Source organism: Sphingomonas colocasiae (assembly GCF_019880585.1).
GTDB classification, from domain to species: Bacteria; Pseudomonadota; Alphaproteobacteria; order Sphingomonadales; family Sphingomonadaceae; genus Sphingobium_A; species Sphingobium_A colocasiae.
Genome location: NZ_JAINVV010000012.1, coordinates 48943 through 65531 on the forward strand (window position 1 = coordinate 48943; position 16589 = coordinate 65531).

16 protein-coding genes are annotated in these 16589 nt (G+C 67.2%); 6 read left to right on the top strand and 10 right to left on the bottom strand.

Annotated features, from left to right (window positions below):
- Position 1: 1 nt before the first annotated feature.
- From K7G82_RS24060 to K7G82_RS24075, 4 genes are read left to right on the top strand one after another with little or no spacing between them, the layout of a single operon-like run.
- On the top strand, positions 2-835 hold the full coding sequence (locus K7G82_RS24060) for a class II aldolase/adducin family protein (protein WP_222992511.1): 834 nt from the start codon (positions 2-4) through the stop codon (positions 833-835).
- Between the two features lie 50 nt (positions 836-885).
- A complete protein-coding gene (locus K7G82_RS24065) occupies positions 886-1734 on the top strand; it encodes an enoyl-CoA hydratase (RefSeq protein ID WP_222992512.1) in 849 nt (282 codons plus the stop codon).
- Positions 1731-4037, top strand: a complete 2307-nt coding sequence (locus tag K7G82_RS24070; protein ID WP_222992513.1) for an acyl-CoA dehydrogenase family protein — start codon at positions 1731-1733, stop codon at positions 4035-4037. The genes K7G82_RS24065 and K7G82_RS24070 overlap by 4 nt, the downstream gene beginning before the upstream one ends.
- 11 nt (positions 4038-4048) lie before the next feature.
- Positions 4049-6166 carry an acetate--CoA ligase family protein gene (locus tag K7G82_RS24075; RefSeq protein ID WP_222992514.1) on the top strand — a complete coding sequence of 706 codons (2118 nt, stop codon included), beginning with the start codon at positions 4049-4051 and terminating at the stop codon, positions 6164-6166.
- 22 nt (positions 6167-6188) lie between these two features.
- On the opposite strand, the gene K7G82_RS24080 is transcribed toward K7G82_RS24075, so the two are convergent.
- The 3 genes from K7G82_RS24080 to K7G82_RS24090 all read right to left on the bottom strand — a co-directional run bounded on the left by K7G82_RS24080 (position 6189) and on the right by K7G82_RS24090 (position 9068).
- On the bottom strand, positions 6189-7010 hold the full coding sequence (locus K7G82_RS24080) for an alpha/beta fold hydrolase (protein WP_222992515.1): 822 nt from the start codon (positions 7008-7010) through the stop codon (positions 6189-6191).
- Positions 7007-8209, bottom strand: coding sequence for an LLM class flavin-dependent oxidoreductase (locus tag K7G82_RS24085; protein WP_222992516.1), 1203 nt, complete (start codon positions 8207-8209; stop codon positions 7007-7009). Before K7G82_RS24085 ends, K7G82_RS24080 begins: the two co-directional genes overlap by 4 nt.
- A gap of 124 nt (positions 8210-8333) precedes the next feature.
- Entirely contained in the window at positions 8334-9068 is a 735-nt protein-coding gene (locus tag K7G82_RS24090; RefSeq protein WP_222992517.1) for an SDR family oxidoreductase, read from the bottom strand.
- Between the two features lie 124 nt (positions 9069-9192).
- Between K7G82_RS24090 and K7G82_RS24095 the strand changes: the two genes are divergently transcribed.
- Positions 9193-10914 carry an IlvD/Edd family dehydratase gene (locus K7G82_RS24095; protein ID WP_222992518.1) on the top strand — a complete coding sequence of 574 codons (1722 nt, stop codon included), beginning with the start codon at positions 9193-9195 and terminating at the stop codon, positions 10912-10914.
- Positions 10915-10939: 25 nt separating this feature from the next.
- On the opposite strand, the gene K7G82_RS24100 is transcribed toward K7G82_RS24095, so the two are convergent.
- From K7G82_RS24100 to K7G82_RS24125, 6 genes are all read right to left on the bottom strand, one after another.
- Positions 10940-11470, bottom strand: a complete 531-nt coding sequence (locus tag K7G82_RS24100) for a MarR family winged helix-turn-helix transcriptional regulator (RefSeq protein WP_222992519.1) — start codon at positions 11468-11470, stop codon at positions 10940-10942.
- Positions 11471-11603: 133 nt separating this feature from the next.
- Complete coding sequence (locus tag K7G82_RS24105) at positions 11604-12983, bottom strand: hypothetical protein (protein ID WP_222992520.1); 1380 nt, start codon at positions 12981-12983, stop codon at positions 11604-11606.
- A complete protein-coding gene (locus K7G82_RS24110; RefSeq protein ID WP_343228634.1) occupies positions 12980-13558 on the bottom strand; it encodes an ATP-binding cassette domain-containing protein in 579 nt (192 codons plus the stop codon). Before K7G82_RS24110 ends, K7G82_RS24105 begins: the two co-directional genes overlap by 4 nt.
- A gap of 110 nt (positions 13559-13668) precedes the next feature.
- The gene (locus K7G82_RS24115) at positions 13669-14316 is read right to left on the bottom strand and encodes a heme exporter protein CcmB (RefSeq protein WP_222992521.1); all 648 of its coding nucleotides are present in this window, start codon (positions 14314-14316) and stop codon (positions 13669-13671) included.
- On the bottom strand, positions 14313-14897 hold the full coding sequence (ccmA, locus tag K7G82_RS24120; protein ID WP_222992522.1) for a heme ABC exporter ATP-binding protein CcmA: 585 nt from the start codon (positions 14895-14897) through the stop codon (positions 14313-14315). The genes K7G82_RS24115 and ccmA overlap by 4 nt, the downstream gene beginning before the upstream one ends.
- Positions 14894-15313 carry a metallopeptidase family protein gene (locus tag K7G82_RS24125; protein WP_222992523.1) on the bottom strand — a complete coding sequence of 140 codons (420 nt, stop codon included), beginning with the start codon at positions 15311-15313 and terminating at the stop codon, positions 14894-14896. The genes ccmA and K7G82_RS24125 overlap by 4 nt, the downstream gene beginning before the upstream one ends.
- A gap of 46 nt (positions 15314-15359) precedes the next feature.
- On the opposite strand from K7G82_RS24125, the gene K7G82_RS24130 reads away from it, so the two are divergent.
- Positions 15360-15650 carry a 4a-hydroxytetrahydrobiopterin dehydratase gene (locus tag K7G82_RS24130; RefSeq protein ID WP_222992524.1) on the top strand — a complete coding sequence of 97 codons (291 nt, stop codon included), beginning with the start codon at positions 15360-15362 and terminating at the stop codon, positions 15648-15650.
- 19 nt (positions 15651-15669) lie between these two features.
- On the opposite strand, the gene K7G82_RS24135 is transcribed toward K7G82_RS24130, so the two are convergent.
- Positions 15670-16455, bottom strand: coding sequence for an SDR family oxidoreductase (locus tag K7G82_RS24135; RefSeq protein ID WP_222992525.1), 786 nt, complete (start codon positions 16453-16455; stop codon positions 15670-15672).
- Positions 16456-16589 lie beyond the last annotated feature (134 nt).

A 16589-nucleotide genomic window follows, 5' to 3' on the forward strand; every position in this document is an offset into this window, starting at 1 on the left:
GATGACCGTGACCGCCATTGCGCCCGTAGAGCGCCGCAGCGCCAAGATCGAAAGCATCCCGATCGGCGACCCGGAAAGCTTCGTCACGCCGCAGCGCCAAAGCATCGAGGAGGAGCGGCTGTCGCGCAAGCAGCGCCTGGCCGCCGCCTATCGCATTTTCGGCCGCTTCCGGTTCGACATGGGTGGCGCCGGCCACATCACCGTGCGCGACCCCGAACATCCCGACCATTTCTGGGTCAATCCGTTCGGCGTGCATTTCACCAAGATCCGCGTGTCGGATCTGATGCTCGTCAACCATGCGGGCGAGATCGTGACCCCGCCGGCCCAGGTGAAGCCATGGCTCAACCAGGCGGCGTTCGCGATCCATTCGCGCCTGCACGCCATGCGCCCGGACATTACCGCCGCCGCGCATTCCCACTCGCTCTATGGCAAGGCCTTCGCGTCGCTCGGCCGCCTGCTCGATCCGATCAGCCAGGATTCCGCGGCGTTTTTCGAAGCGCATGCGCTCTTCGATGAATTCACCGGCGTCGTCTTCGACACCAGCGAAGGGGACCGGATCGGCGCCGCGCTCGGTCAAAATAATGCCGCCATCCTGCAGAATCACGGGCTGCTCACCGTCGGCCAATCGGTGGAAGCGGCGACCTGGCGCTATCTGGCGATGGAGAATGCCTGCCAGACGCAGTTGCTTGCGGAAGCGGCCGGCACCCCGATCAAGATGTCGCCGGAAATCGCCCGCCACACCCGCGACCAGCTCGGCGGCGAATGCGGCGCCTATTGCGGCTTCCAGCCCTATTGGGAGCAGATCACCGCCGAGGAGCCCGACCTGCTCGACTGAGCGCCCCCCCCAATGGCGACACGCAAGACAAAACAGGAAAGGGAGAGATCATGCCGGATGCCGCGCCCCCATTGGTGCTGTACGATCAGGATGTGCCGGGCGTGGCCCGGATCAGGCTCAATCGCCCGGAACAGCGCAACGCGCAGGATTTCCCCCTGCTCTACGCGCTCAACGACGCATTCGATCGCGCGATCGCGGACGAAACGGTACGCTGCATCATCCTGGGCGGCGAAGGCCGCGACTTCTCGGCCGGCCACGACCTCAAGGGCGCGGGCATGGCGCTCGGCCGGGATCGCCCCGCAACCGGCCAGTGGGGTGGCTTCGACGAACCCGGCGCGCATGGCTGGTATGCGAGCGAGCAGGAAATCTATCTCGGCCTCACCAAGCGCTGGCGCAACCTCGCGAAACCCACCATCGCCGCGGTCAGGGGCAATTGCCTCGGCGCCGGGCTCGCGCTCGCCTGGGCCTGCGATCTGATCGTCGCCGCCGACGATGCGCGCTTCGCCGATCCCGTCGTCACCTTCGGCATGATGGGCATCGAATGGTTCGCCCATCCCTGGGAACTGGGTCCACGCAAGGCCAAGGAACATCTGTTCACATCCGATTCCTGGGATGCGCAGGAGGCGTGGCGGCTGGGCATGGTGAACCATGTCGTTGCCGTCGACGCGCTGGACGGGTTCGTGCTCGACATGGCGTCCAGGATCGCCGCCAAGCCCGCCTTCGCGCTCAAGCTCGCGAAGGAAGCGGTCAATCGCTGCGTCGATACCGGGCAGCAGGCGACGGCGATCGACTCCGTCTTCGCGCTCCATCACCTGTGCCATCAGCATAACCAGTTGCTGTTCGGCCAGCTCATGGACCCGACCAACGCGCCATCCTTCCTGCGCAAACCCGACAGATGAGGCTTGAAACGGCGCCCGAGCAGCGGATGCTGGAAGACAGCATCCGCCGGCTGCTTGCCGATCGGCATGATCCGGCCGCCCGCCCCGCGCCGGGCGTGTTCCAGCCGGGCCTTTGGACCGCGCTGGCGGAACTCGGCATTCTCGGCATCGGGCTCGCCGGCGACCTTGGCGGCAGCGAGGGCGGATGCGACGAGATCGCGATCGTGGCGCGATCGCTGGGTGAGGCGCAGGTCCGCGCGCCGTTCGTCGAAACCGTCGTCACCTGTGGCGGGCTGATCGACCGGATCGGGACCGACGAACAGCGCGGAACGCTGATACCACCGCTCACCGCCGGCAAGACCGTGATGGCGCTGGCGACGGGGCGGATCGACGCGCACGCGTCCGGCGACAGCACGGTCCGGATCACGGGCTCCGCGCGCCTCGTCACCGCCGGGGGATGGGCGGACATGTTCCTGTTGGCCGCCCGGGAAGCGGATGGCGCGACCGCCATCTATCTCGTCGCCCGCGACGCACCGGGCCTGTCGCTCTCGCCAGTGCCGACGATCGACGGGTGCCTCTCGGCCGATCTCGATTTCGATCTTTCGCTCGCCGCCGGCCATCGGCTGGGAACGGGGGACGCGACCGGAATCCTCGCCCGCATCGCCGATCGCGCCGTCGCGGCACAGACCGCCATGATATCGGGCGCGATCGACGCGATGGTCGAGGCGACCCTGCAGCACAGCCGCATCCGGGAGCAGTTCGGCCGGCCGATCGGCGCGTTCCAAACGGTGCAGCACCGTGTCGCGCGCATGGCGGTGCTCGCGCAGGAAGCGCGCGCCGCCGCCGCTCTGGCGGTGATGGCCGAACGCGCGTGCCCCGCATTCCGTACACGCGCGATCGCCAGCGCCGTGCTCAGGGCGGCGGCGGTCGGCGACCATGTCGCGCGCGAGGCGGTGCAACTGCACGGTGCGCTCGGCATGACCGAGGCGCTCGGCATCGGCGGACATTTGAAGGCGGTGTTCGCCTTTGCGCAACTGCACGATCTGCGGGGCAAGAGGCGCGCGCTGGCCGCCGCGATGCGCGACGCCGATATCGCACGCGCCCCGCTCGTCCAGCCGCCCGACCCCGACGATAACGGCGTCGGCAGGACGCTGGCGCTTTCCCCGGACGAAGACCGGTTTCGCGCCGGCATCTCCGATTTTCTCGAAGAATCCCTTGATGAGGAGACGAAACGCGGCGCGAGGCTGACCGTGGGCGTGTTCGCCGAACCATCGATCGCTCAGCCCTGGCATAAGACGCTGTTCGAACGGGGCTGGATCGCGCCCTATCTTCCCGCCGATGCAGGCGGCACCGGCTGGAGCCCGCTCCAGGCCTATCTGTTCGAGAGCGAATATGCCCGCGCGGGCGCGCCGCCCCTGCAGCTTCAGGGCATTCGCATGCTCGCGCCCGTGCTGCTGCGCTTCGGCACGGCCGAACAGCAAAGCCACCATCTGCCCGGCATATTTTCGGGCAAGGACATATGGTGCCAAGGCTATTCGGAGCCGGGCGCGGGATCGGACCTCGCCGCGCTGCGCACGACGGCGGTGCGCGACGGTGATCATTATGTCGTCAACGGGTCGAAGATCTGGACCACCCAGGCCCAGCATGCGAACCGGATGTTCGCGCTGGTGCGCACCGCGAGCACGGGGCGGCGGCAGGACGGCATCAGCTTTCTGCTGATCGACATGGCCACCCCCGGCATCACCGTCCGGCCGATCGAGACGATCCCCGGCGAGCATGAGGTGAACGAGGTCTTTTTCGACGATGTCCGCGTGCCCGTCGCCAACCGCGTCGGTGTCGAGAATCACGGCTGGACATGCGCCAAATTCCTGCTCGAGCACGAACGCGGCGGCAGCGTGGTCGCACCGTCGCTGCGCGGCTATCTGGCCGGCGCGCTCGAATGCGTCGATGGCGATGCGTTCGATGATCGCATCGCCGATATCGCGGCAGCGATCGACGCGATCGAAATGCTGGAACTGCTTGCGATCGCCCAGCCCGAGGACGGGCTGGAAGCCGGCCTGTCCGCTTCCGCCCGCAAATTGCGGATGGCGGAGGTCCGGCAGCAGATCGGCGCGCTTGCCTGCGATGCGCTGGGCCCGGACGCATTGCGCTGGCCGCTCGCCCGGCCATTGCACGAACAGCCGGCAAGCGATCCGGTGGCGGAACGCCGGCGCGCGGCGGTGCCGATCGCGCTCAACGACCTCGCTTATTCCATCTTCGCCGGATCGAACGAGATCCAGCTTTCCATTCTTGCGCGCGGCATCGGGATGCCCGACCCGCGATGAGGGGCACGACCATGTCAGGCGGTTTCACGAACACACGCGACCTTTCGGCGCTGCTCGACCCGAAAAGCATCGCGATTGTCGGCGCTTCGCCCAACCCCTTGCGCATCGGCGGGATTCCGCTCGCCAACCTTTTGGCCCGCGGCTTTCCAGCGGACAGGATCCTGCCGGTCAATCCCAATCATGCCGAGATCCAGGGGCTGCGCTGCTATACCGATATCGGCGCCCTGCCATGGGCGCCCGACCTCGCGATCGTGGCGGTCGCCGCCGACGCGGCGCTCGACGCGCTCGATGCGCTCGATCGGCTGGGCGCCCGCGCCGCCATCCTGTTCGCCGCCGGCTTCGGTGAGGATCCGACCCCGGAAGGCCTGGCGCGCGACGCCCGGCTCAAGGCATTCATCGCCGGCAGCGCGATGGCGATCGCGGGACCGAACACGATCGGCATCGGCAATATCGCGACCGGCACCACCGCATCCTTCCTCACCACATTGGGCGAGCCGCTGCCCGCCGGGCCGCTCGCGCTGATCGGGCAGAGCGGCAACAGCGTGAGCATGATGGCCAGCGACGCGCGCGATTTCGGGATCGGCATGTCCTATTTCGTTTCGACCGGAAACGAGGCGGGGGTCGATTTCGCCGCCTATCTCGATCATTTCGCGGCCGATCCAGCGACCGGGGCCGTGCTCGGCTATTGCGAGCAGGTGCGCGACGGCGCCGCGTTCATGAACGCCGCCCTCCGCCTCCGCGACGCCGGCAAGCCGTTGTTCCTCGCCAAGGTCGGGCGATCGGAGAAGGGGCGCGAAGCGACGATATCGCACACCGGCGCGATGGCGGGCGACGCGATCGTGACCCAGGCCGCGTTCCGCCAGCTCGGCATCGGCATGGGCCGCGATCCGGCCGAAATCATGGATCTCACACGGCTGTGGAACACCGGCGCGCGCCCGGCCCGGCCGGGCGTCTGCATCGTCTCGCTGTCGGGCGCCGGCTGCGCCTTTCTTTCGGACATGTTCGACGATGCCGGCGTGCCCGTCCCCACCCTGCCCGATGCGGTGCAGGCGCGATTGCGCACCGCCATTCCCAGCTATGGCATGGTCAGCAATCCCGTCGACCTGACCGGCAATGTCATCAACGACATGAACCATCTGCGCACGGTTCTGGACGCGCTGATCGAATCCGACGCGATGGATTGCATCCTCATCTACATCATGGGCTCGCTGCTCGATGCCGCCGCGCCGATCCTGCTCGAAATCCGCCAGCGCACCGACAAGCTCATCGTCGCGCTCGATCCGTCGAATGCGCACTCGGCGGCGTCCCTGCGCGCCGCCGGGGTCGAGGTGTTCGCCGACGCCCTGCGCGCCGTTTCCGGGATCGCCGCCTATCTTCGCTGGGCGCGGGACATGTCCGAAGACCAGTGGCGGCCGGTCGCGCCGCAAGCGATCGCGGCCCCGGACTGGCTTGAACGCCTGCACGCCAGCGGCAGGCGGAGCCTCACCGAAGTCGAAGGCAAGAAATGGCTCGCTGAAGCCGGCGTCCCGACGGTCGAGGAGGTCGAGGCGGCGGACGAGGCGACGGCGTTGGCGGCAGCCGAAGCGCTCGGCTATCCGGTGGTGGTCAAGCTTTCGAGCCCCGATATCGCCCACAAGACCGAGATCGGCGGCGTCGCGCTCGACATCCGCGACGCGGAGCAGCTTCGAACGGCGTTCCGGTCTATCGTCGCACGGGCGAGCGCGGAACGGCCCGATGCAGAGATCCGGGGCGTGGTGGTGCAGAAGCAACTGGCCGGGCAGGACATGTTGATCGGCATCACCCGCGATCCGACCTTCGGGCCGGTGATGACATTGGGGCTGGGCGGCGTGCTGACCGAACTCTATCGCGACATCGCCGTGCGCCTGCTGCCGGTCGATCGCCGGACGGCCAGAGCGATGCTGGAAGAACTCACCTGCGCGCCGCTGCTGACGGGCTTTCGCGGCAGGCCCGTCGCCGATATCGACGCGCTGGCGGACGCGATGGCCACGCTTTCGGACCTGGCGCTCGCCAGCCCGCACATCGCCGAACTGGAGGTCAATCCGATGATCGTGCGTCCCGCGGGCGAAGGCTGTTTCGCGGTCGATGCGCTCGTACGGCTAGCCGATTGAACGGCTTCGCAGCCGATCCGCACTATCGCGACAGGAATTCGAGCGCGGCCGCGTTCACCGCGTCCGGCCGTTCGGTCATCGGCCAATGGCCGACCCCCGAATAGACGATCACGGTCGCATCGCCGCAACCGGTCGCGAATTTCAGCGCGCCCGAAACCGGGCAGATGCCGTCCGCCGCGCCCCAGATCACAAGAACCGACTGGTTCAACGCATCGAGGCGGTCGGTGAGATCAGGTAATCGCATCATGCCCAGCACTTCAGGCGGCTGCGTCCGCGCCACCAGCGTGCGCGCGGCCACGGCCTGGTCGCTGACGGCTGACGGGTCGGTCACGAAACTTTCCAGCATGGTCCGCATGCGGGCTTCGTCCATCGCGCCCGGCTGCGGCGCCAGCATGCGCTGCACCATCGGCTGCGCGAAATAGGTTTCCCGGCTTTCGAGTGCGCCGGGCGCGATCAGCACGGCACGCGACACCAGATCGGGATAGCGCAGCGCCGCATCGATCGAGACCGCACCGCCGAGCGAATTTCCGAAGAACGCGCCCCTGCTGATACCGGCACGCGTGAGCGCCTCTACCAGAGTGTCGGTGAAACGCTCCAGCGGATAACCCTGGTCATCCACCGGTTTGCCGGAGGCGCCGAAACCGATCAGGTCCGGCACCACCACGCGGTATCCCGCATCGACGAACGCATCGATATTGGCATGGAAATGCACCGGGCCGCTGGCGCCGAGCCCCGCGCCGTGCACCATGACGATGGGTGCCCCCTGCCCGAATTCGGCCAGGCGGATATGCCCGCCGCCGTCGAGCGGCACGTCCTGAACACGCGGCTCGGCGCGGATCCTCATCGCGAGGCCAACTCGGCGGCCTTGCGCTGCTGTTCCCACAGCGCGAATTCCTGCGCCACGCCCTTGTCGCGTTCAGCCATGCCGCTCAGATGATTGGCTTCCGCCCAATCCCAGGACCGGCTGCGCGCATCGTTCATGCGCTGGATATGCGGGATCACATATTCGGCGATCAGTTCGTAATGCCGCTTGGTCGCGGGATAATCGGCCCAGTTGTGCGCGCAATCGAGAATGGCGCCGAAGCCGCCGTTCGACTGCTCCCATAATTTGTCGATGCGCGCGATCAGATCGTCGGGCGTGCCGATCACCGTATGCTGCGCGATCATCGCGTCGATCTGTTCGTCCAGCGTCGCCGCGTGCGCGCCGGGCTTGGCCACCGGGAAGGTCGCGACGCGCTGGAAATAATCCAGCCACTGGCCCAGCCCATGGCGCACATTGGCGCGCGCCTGCTCGCGCGTCTCGGCGATGTGGAAGTTTCCGACCACGCGCCAGTCGGCGCGGTTGATCGTCTGGCCGTTCTGCCGCGCCGCATCGTTCCAGATGTCATAGGCGGCCTGAAGCGCGTTGAACGCCGCATCGGAAGACGTGGTGGCCGAAAGCAGCCCCAGGCCATAGGTGCCCGCGATGCGCGGGCCGCCCGGCGAAACCGCCGACGACATGAAGATCTGCGGGTGCGGCCGGGTATAGGGAAGGATGTGGCAGCGGGCATCCTTGAGCTCCCAATGATCGGTCTTCATCGACACCGTCTCGCCGCGCAGCAGTGGCAGCAGCGCATCGAATCCCTGCATCACATTGGTGCGCAATTCGGTCTGCGCCCGGCCGATCATATGCACGTCGGAGGGCAAGGCGCCGGGTCCGAAGCCGAACATGACGCGGCCGCGCGTCTGGTGATCGAGCTGGATGATGCGATCCGCCGTCATCAGAGGATTGTGATAGGGCAGAGAGATCACGCCGGTTCCGAAGCGGATATGCTTGGTGCGCTCGGCGGCGGCGGCGATGAAGATTTCGGGCGAGGCGATCACTTCCACGCCGGCGGAATGATGCTCGCCGATCCACGCCTCGTCATACCCCAGCCGATCGAGATGTTCGACAAGGTCGAGATCGCGATGGAGCGCCAGATGGACGCTCTTGTTCAGATTGGCGTGATAAGGCGCCATGAACGCACCGAACCGCAGACCCTGTTTTTCCAACACCTCGCGCATCGCGCCACTCTCCCATGACGCCGGACGCTCCTCGACGCCGGCACCGGAAAACTATGTCCGCACGCCTCAATCGTCAACCCGGTTTATCTATCGCGAAATATCGCTTCGATTTCCGGGCCTTGGATCAGCCCCGGCCGATAAAGGGCATGGTGGTCGGCATGATCGTGAGCGCCGCGATGTTCGCCTCGACGGGAAGCGCGGCCATCTGCGCGACCGCCTGGGCGACGAGGTCCACGGGGATCGTCGGTTCGCTGGCGATGCGTCCGTCCGCCTGCATCACGCCGGACACCATCTGGCCGGTCATCGCGGTCGCCGCGTTGCCGATATCGATCTGGCCGCAGGCGATGCCGTGGCGGCGCCCTTCGAGCGCCGTTGCCTTGGTCAATCCGCTGACCGCATGCTTGCTGGCGGTATAGGCCGCCGCGTCCGGACGTGGCGAATGCGCCGAGATCGATCCGTTGTTGATGATGCGGCCGCCCTGCGGATCCTGTGCCCGCATCAGCCGCATCGCGGCGCGCGTGCACAGGAAAACGCCGGTGAGATTGGTATCCACCACCCGGCGCCAGTCCGCCGGATCCAGGTCCGCGATCGGCGTCGGCGCCATGCCGGTGCCGGCATTATTGAACAGCAGGTCGAGCCGCCCGAACCGCGCCGAGATCTCGGCGAACAGCCGGTCGACCGAGTCCGCATCCGCCACATCCGCTACGATGGCGCATGCGCCGGATATCTCCTGCGCGGCCCGATCGATCGCCTCCCGCCGCCGTCCCGCGAGTACGCATGTGAAGCCGAGTTTCGCGAGTTCCGTCGCCGATGCCCGGCCGATCCCGCTGCCGCCGCCCGTTATCAGTGCCACCTTCATCCGCCACCTCCCTGATCGATCGCGAAGCGGTGGCATCGACGGCGGCGAATGTCGATCAAAAAGACATCCGGGTTGACGAATCGATATTCGGCGACATCATTCGGGTACAAGCGAGGGGAATGACGTGAACGAAAATCAAGGCGACCGGCGTTCGTCGGCATGGTTCGGGCTCGACAGTCCGACCGGGCTGATCCACCGATCCTGGCTGCGCAACCAGGGCATTCCCGCATCGATGCTGGATGGCCGGCCGGTCGTCGGCATCTGCAACAGCTGGTCCGAACTGACGCCCTGCAACGCCCATCTTCGGGATCTTGCCGATTATGTGAAGCGCGGGGTCTATGAAGCCGGGGGGCTGCCGCTCGAATTTCCGGTCATGTCGCTCGGCGAAACGCTGATGCGGCCAACGACGATGCTGTACCGGAACCTCGTCAGCATGGATGTCGAGGAATCGATCCGCGCCAATCCGATCGACGGCGTGGTGCTGCTATGCGGCTGCGACAAGACCACGCCGGCATTGGCGATGGGGGCCGCGAGCGTCGATCTGCCGACGATCGTGGTTTCCGGCGGCCCCATGCTCAACGGCAAGTTCGAAGGCGCCACCATCGGTTCGGGCACCAGCCTGTGGAGCATGTCGGACGATGTGCGTGCGGGGCGGATGACGATGGCGGAGATGGCGGGCGTCGAAGCGGCGATCTCGCGCTCGGCGGGAAGCTGCATGACGATGGGCACCGCCTCCAGCATGGCGGCGATGATGGAAGCCATGGGGCTGGCCTTGCCGCAGAACGGCGCCATCCCGGCGGTCGATTCGCGCCGCCGCATGCTCGCGCATGAATCGGGCCGCGCGATCGTCGATCTGGTTGAACGCGATGTCCGTTTGTCGGCCCTGCTCACGCGGAGCGCCTTCGAGAACGCGTTGCGGCTGAACGCGGCGCTCGGCGGGTCGACAAATGTCGCGATCCACCTGCTCGCCATCGCCGGGCGTGTCGGCGTAGCGCTCGATCTCGACGATATCGACCACCTCAATCGCGACATACCGCTGCTCGCGGACGTGATGCCGGGCGGAGGCCGGTTGATGGAGGATTTCTATTATGCAGGCGGCGTGCCCGCGGTGATGCGCCGGCTGGGCGAATTGATCGATCGCAGCGCCCCCACCGTCACCGGCACGATCGGCGACATGATCGCGGGTGCGCCCTGCTGGGACGACACGATGATCCGGCCGATGACGGACCCGATCAAGCCCGCGGGCGGGATCGCCGTGCTGCGCGGGAACCTCGCGCCCGACGGCGCCGTCCTCAAGCTGTCGGCGGTGACGCCCGCCTTGCTGACGCATCGCGGACCCGCGCTGGTGTTCGACGGCGTCGCCGATCTCAAACGCCGGATCGACGATCCGTCGCTCGGCGCAACGGCGGACAGCGTCCTGATCCTTCGCGGCGCCGGCCCGCGAGGCTATCCCGGCATGCCGGAGGCAGGCAGCATCCCCATTCCAGCCACCCTGCTTGCGCAGGGCGTGAAGGATATGGTGCGGATCTCGGACGCCCGGATGAGCGGAACCTCCGGGGGCACCGCCATTCTCCACGTCGCGCCCGAAGCGGCCGTCGGCGGACCGCTGGCACTGGTCCGCGATGGCGACATGGTCGAGCTCGACGTCGCGGCACGACGCCTGCATCTGGACATATCGCCGGAGGAACTGGCGAAGCGCGGCGCTGAATCCTGGCAGGCCCCATCACCCGTTTATACCGGCGGCTATGCCGATCTTTACCAGATGCATGTGCAACAGGCCGATCGCGGCGCGGATTTCGATTTCCTGATCGGCTGCCGCGGTTCGGATCCGCCGCCCGCCTACTGACCGTCCGCCCCGGCCGTCCGCTGCGTCAGGACCGGCTGGCGGCGACGGCGCGCGCCTGCCCACCCGATCGCGCAGGGCCCTGCTGCGTCACCTCCTCGATATTCCACGCGTCTTTGGCGAGGTTCGGCGCGGCGGCGATCTCGACCATCACCTCCGCCCATATCTCCATCTTCTCCTGGCCGACGCGTTCGGCGACCGTCTCGAGCACGCTTTCCTGGCAACGATCCAGCGCGGCTTCGAATTTCCGGCCGGCGGGTGTGAGCTTCACCGATTTGGCGCGCCGATGCAGCGGATCGACTTCGACCTGGACCAGATTTGCGCGAAGCAGCCCGTGAATTGATTTGTGCAGCGCCTGTTTCGACGTGCCGTTGCGCACCGCCAGTTCGCTGAGCGAACGAGCAACGCCCTTGCTCAGCGAATCCAGCACGCGATGATGATTGCGCCACAATTTACGGCGCGTGAGCAGAACATCCGATTCCTTCGCGACATTCATCAGCGCGAACCAGACGAGATGCACATAACGCTTGAGATCGTCGCTACCAGCGGTGCTCGGCACGGTTCATTGTCCTGTCAGACCAATATCATGAAATGCGATAGGGCAGTCGCATGCGGTTGTCGATTGGAGCGCATGGCGAAGCAGCTTGCGGCCTCTGCCGCCGCTCTTTCCATCACATCGCTCGACGGTTCACTCAGCTCGCGAAATAGCCGTACCACAAGAGAAGCAGGACCAGCCGGGGCGCGAAGGCCGAGCGGCTGAACCCCGTCAGCATCGCGGCAACCAATGCCGCGGCCAGACCCGTGGCCAGCGCGAGCAGCAACGGCACGGCAGAGAGTTGCGCGATCGCGGCGGGCAGCGCCATCAGCACCGCCCATGCCGTTCCCGCCAGGACGAAGGCGATCCGGCGCGGCATCGGCGCCAGCATCGCCACCCCGCCAAGCGTGCGGAGACGTTCGCTGCGCGCCGCATGCGCGACCAGGCCGAAGATCAACGGCAGCAGCGCCGCCGGGCTGCCGATATGGCGATAATCGCCGAGCAGGCCGAGCATCGCCGCACCCGCCGCCAGGATCAGGAACGGGCGCCCATCGCCGATCAGACGGAACTCCGCCTTGAACAGCCCGATCAACGGATGCGCGGTGAGTGGCGCGGGCGTCGTCGAGGGCGTCGCGGGCGCGGCGGGACGAAAGGCGAAGAGACGCGCGAAAAGCCCGGGTCTCGCCGCTTTCGGCCTGGCGATATGCGGGGCGTAGATCAGGCCGGACAGCGCGGCGAGCGCGACCGCGAGCACAGCCCAGGTCGCGCGCGACGCCAGATAGCCCGGGGCGGCCAGCCCCGCCATCGCATCGAGCGGCACGCGGCCCGGCAGGATGCGCGTGACGCCGATGCTGAAATCGCCCATCGCCAGCGGCTGCGGCCCGGTCAGCGGACGGACGAAACCCGTCAGGTCGAGCATGTTGGCCGCATAGGAGGATGGCAGGCTGCTGAGCACCGCCGGCACCGAGATCATCGCCAGCCAGATGATGAAGAACATGGTCTCGCCCCACCCGCCGCGCGTGAACCGCAGCGAATCGACGAGGCTGCGGATCGCCGCGAGCGCCATCAGGCTTGGCGCCGCGACGATCCACAATGTCAGCGCGACATGCCCGATATTGAGCGGACCGCTGCCGACCAGCCAAGCCAGGAACCAGCCCGCGACCGTCAGCGCGGCAAGCACCGCGAACAGCACCGCAACGTCGGCGCCGAAACGCCCGAGCGCGATCGCCACGCGCGAGGCCGGCGTGACTTCCTCGATCTGCCAGGGCTGGATGCGCGTGACGTTCGAGCGGAGATAGAGAAAGCCGACGGGCAGCAGCAATGTCGAGACGATGATGCCCAGCGTGACGCCCAGCGTGGCGGAGGTCATCACCGGCAGATGCCCACCGATCGCGACCTGCAGCCCCGTCCCGTCATCCTGCGCGACCATATAGCGCGCGCCGATCGGCGCGATCAGCAGCAGCAGCCACAGGCCGCGACTGGACGAATAGCGCGTGAGCGTGGTCCGGAACGCGGACGCCGTGACCGCCGCGCTCATGCCGGCTGCACGCGGCCGCCTTCGACGCGCAGCACGGCCGCCGCATGCGGCGCGAGTTCGTCGGCAAGATGGGTGGTCATCACGACCGCGGCGGTCCGCGCACGCTCGACGACGAGCGCGCCGAGCAGGCGGGCGGTCTCCCGGTCGAGTTCGGCGGTCGGCTCGTCCAGCGCCAGCAGCCGTGGCGCACCAAGTAGCGCCTGGGCGAAGATCAGCCGGCGCCGCATGCCGCCCGAATAGGTCCCGATGCGATTGCCGATATCGGCCCCCAGGCCGATCGCCTCGGCAATGCCCGCGAACTGCGCATCGGCCGCAGCGAGATCGAGCCCCTTCAATGCCGCCATATGCATCGCGAAGGCGCGGGCGCTCAGATCGTCGGGCAGATCGACCGCCTGCGGCGCATAGCCGAGCGACCGGCGCAGCGCCGCACGACCGGCGGGAAGCGGCGTCCCATCCCAGATCACCCGGCCCGCGCTGGGCCGTTCGGCGCTCGCGACAAGGCGCAGCAATGTCGATTTTCCGGCCCCGCTGGGGCCGGTGAGCAAGGTCAGCCCGATGGGGAAATCGATGGTCACGCCGTCGAGAACGCATTTGCGTCCATAGGACTTGCGAACCTGATCAAGCGCGAGAATTTTCATATCAGGTGTATTATATTGGCAAGACAGTTCAGACAAGCGCTATATGGCTATTCCCGCCCCGCCCGGATCGCCGCCCCGGCGGCGAATGGCCCCATGCCGACCAGGATCAGGCTCGATGCCGCGAGCAGCTTGAGCCCGCCGCCACCGAATTCGCCGAGCGAACCGGCGCCGAAGATGATCAACGGCACGGCGAGCGGCAGCAGCAGCAGCCCGGCAAGCGCGCCCGCGCCGCGCAGCCCGGCGGTGATCGCGCCGATCATCACGCCCAACGCGGCGAGCCCGGGCGTGCCCACCGCCAGTCCGAGTTCGAGCCGCCAGAGCGTCGCGCCGTCGAGATTGAGCAATGCGGAGGCCGGCAGCGTCGCCAGCATCAGCGGCGGGCCGAAGCTCAACCAGTGCGACAGGATCCGGGTGGCGGCGACGGCTTCGTCGCTGACGCCGCGAATCGCGATCTGGTCGAGCACGCCGGCGCGCGTATCGGGTTCGATCAGCCTTTCGATCGGCAGCAGTGCGGCGAGCAAAGCCGCGATCCAGACCACGCCGCCGCCGGTTCGCGCAAGCAGTTGCGCATCCGGGCCGACCGCGAAGGGAAACAGGGTGGCGACCAGCAGGAAAAAGGCGACGGGCAAGAGCGCCCCGCCCGCGCGATAGGCCAGGGCGACGTCGCGGCGCACGAGCAGCAGCAACAGCTTCATCGCGCCGCTCCCAGCGAAATCGTGCGCGCGCCATCCAGCTTCAGCGGCTGATGCGATGCGACGAGCAGCAGCCCACCGCCCGCGCGATGCGTGGCCATCGCGGCTTCGAGCCGGCCGATCGATTCGGCGTCGAGCCCGTTTCCGGGTTCGTCGAGCAGCCAGATCGGCGCGCCGCTCGCGATCGCGCGCGCCAGCGTCGCGCGCTTGCGCTGTCCGGTCGAGAGCATCCGCACCGGTACCGATGCGAGCCGTGCAAGCCCCATCGCGTCCAGCGCGGGCGCGACACGATCGATTCCACCATCCAATCGCGCCCAGAAAGCGAGCGCGTCACCAAGGCTCGCCTGCGGATCGAGCGCGGTATTCTCGTCGGCAAGCGCGATACCACCGTCGCGCTCCACGATGCCGGCGGCCGGCAGCAACAATCCGGCGGCCAGCCGCAGCAGGCTCGACTTGCCGATGCCGTTGGGGCCGGTCACCAGCGCCGCCTCGCCGGCGCCGAGCGCGAAGCCCAGTCCCTCGAACAGCAGCCGTCCGCCGCGCATGCAGGCGACGCCCCGGAATTCGAGCCGCGCGCCGGTCACCCGCGCTCGACCTCTCGAACCTCGTCCTCCAGCGCATGCATGTCGGCGTCCGACAGGCCGAAGTGATGGCCGACCTCATGGATCAGGACATGGGTCACCAGCGCTTCCAGCGACACGCCGGTTTCGACCCATTCATCGAGCAGCGGCCGGCGATAGAGATGGATGGTGGCGGGCATATCCCCGGTCGCGGCGGGCTGACCAACGGGACGGCCGGAATAAAGGCCGGTCAAGTCGAACGGATCCTCGATGCCCATCTCGTCGAGGATCACCTCTTCCGCGAAATCATCGACGATCAGCAGCACCCCCGAAAGATGGATGCGAAATCCCTCCGGCAATCGCTCCATCGCATCGCGCGCCAGCGCCTCGATATCCGCCGCGCTCGGCGCATGGCGCGCCTGTTGACCTGTTCCCGACATGCCGCGACATAAGCAGAATAGCCGAGAGATGCCTAGGGAGGGATGCATGGTGGATCAGCTCAGCGAAGCCGAACGTGAAGACGCACTCGACGGGCTGCCCGACTGGGATCATGACGAGGCGCGCGACGCGATCTCGCGCAGCTTCACCTTCGAGAATTTCTCCGAAGCCTTCGCGTTCATGACACGCGTCGCGCTGCTCGCCGAAGCGGCCGACCATCATCCCGAATGGTCGAACGTCTATAATCGCGTCGATATCCTGCTCACCACCCATGACGCGGGCGGACTTTCCGAACGCGATATCGAGATGGCCGAGGCGATCGACGCGCTGGTGGATTAACGCGCTCCCGCTGTTGCGCCTATTTCCTGCCCAGCCGCGTCCCAAGCTGCTTGCGCAGCACGCCCGGCATCCAGCGCGCGGCGAACGCCATCGACTTCGCGGTCTTGCCGACGACCGTATGAACGCGATCACCCTGCACGGCGTCCCAAGCCGCCTGCGCCACATCCTCGACGGGCGTGAATTCCAGCCCCGCCGCCGCGACATTCTCGCGCGCGGTGCCGTTGCTGCCCGCCGTCACCGCATCGAGCAAAGGCGTGTCGATAAAGCTGGGCATGATCGATCGCACCTTGATGCCGAACGGGCGCCATTCGATGTCGAGCGCTTCGGTGAAGCCGCGAACGCCGAACTTGCTGGCCGCATAGACGGCGAGCCCCGGCCCGCCATAGAGCCCGGCGGCCGAGCAGGTGTTGAGCATGCATGATCCCGGCGTTTGCTTGAGCAGCGGCAGCCCGGCATGCGCGCCGTTGATCACCCCTTTCAGGTTGATGTCGATCAGCCGGTCGCTGTCCGCCGGATCGCTGACATCGAACTGACCGCCCGCCGCGATGCCGGCATTGTTGAACAATATGTCGAGCCGTCCGCCGCTCGCCCTGGCGAAATCGTCAAGCGCCACCTGCCACTGATCCCGGTCGCGCACGTCCATCCGGTGCGTGCTCGACCGGTCCGCCGGCAGCATCGCCGCGGTTTCGGCGAGCCCGGCTTCGTTGATATCCGCGAGCCCCACGAACCAGCCGCGATCCGCGAACAGTTTCGCCGTCGCCCGCCCGATTCCCGATCCGCCGCCGGTGATGAAGATCGCCTTCATGCTCGCCTCCCAATCTCGCACGGCTACACGATGATGACGGTGCGATTCCGGCTATTACTTACATAATGGTCAGTTGGATCAAGCCGCGCGATGCAGGAATCGTGCGGCGCTGCCCTGCCCCTTGATATCGCTTC

What these genes read in the sequence shown, in the direction of transcription:
- K7G82_RS24060 (WP_222992511.1), top strand. Translation starts at nt 2, where the DNA reads ATGACCGTGACCGCCATTGCGCCCGTAGAGCGCCGCAGCGCCAAGATC.
- K7G82_RS24065 (WP_222992512.1), top strand. Translation starts at nt 886, where the DNA reads ATGCCGGATGCCGCGCCCCCATTGGTGCTGTACGATCAGGATGTGCCG.
- K7G82_RS24070 (WP_222992513.1), top strand. Translation starts at nt 1,731, where the DNA reads ATGAGGCTTGAAACGGCGCCCGAGCAGCGGATGCTGGAAGACAGCATC.
- K7G82_RS24075 (WP_222992514.1), top strand. Translation starts at nt 4,049, where the DNA reads ATGTCAGGCGGTTTCACGAACACACGCGACCTTTCGGCGCTGCTCGAC.
- K7G82_RS24080 (WP_222992515.1), bottom strand. Translation starts at nt 7,010, where the DNA reads ATGAGGATCCGCGCCGAGCCGCGTGTTCAGGACGTGCCGCTCGACGGC.
- K7G82_RS24085 (WP_222992516.1), bottom strand. Translation starts at nt 8,209, where the DNA reads ATGCGCGAGGTGTTGGAAAAACAGGGTCTGCGGTTCGGTGCGTTCATG.
- K7G82_RS24090 (WP_222992517.1), bottom strand. Translation starts at nt 9,068, where the DNA reads ATGAAGGTGGCACTGATAACGGGCGGCGGCAGCGGGATCGGCCGGGCA.
- K7G82_RS24105 (WP_222992520.1), bottom strand. Translation starts at nt 12,983, where the DNA reads ATGAGCGCGGCGGTCACGGCGTCCGCGTTCCGGACCACGCTCACGCGC.
- K7G82_RS24115 (WP_222992521.1), bottom strand. Translation starts at nt 14,316, where the DNA reads ATGAAGCTGTTGCTGCTGCTCGTGCGCCGCGACGTCGCCCTGGCCTAT.
- K7G82_RS24125 (WP_222992523.1), bottom strand. Translation starts at nt 15,313, where the DNA reads ATGTCGGGAACAGGTCAACAGGCGCGCCATGCGCCGAGCGCGGCGGAT.
- K7G82_RS24130 (WP_222992524.1), top strand. Translation starts at nt 15,360, where the DNA reads ATGGTGGATCAGCTCAGCGAAGCCGAACGTGAAGACGCACTCGACGGG.
- K7G82_RS24135 (WP_222992525.1), bottom strand. Translation starts at nt 16,455, where the DNA reads ATGAAGGCGATCTTCATCACCGGCGGCGGATCGGGAATCGGGCGGGCG.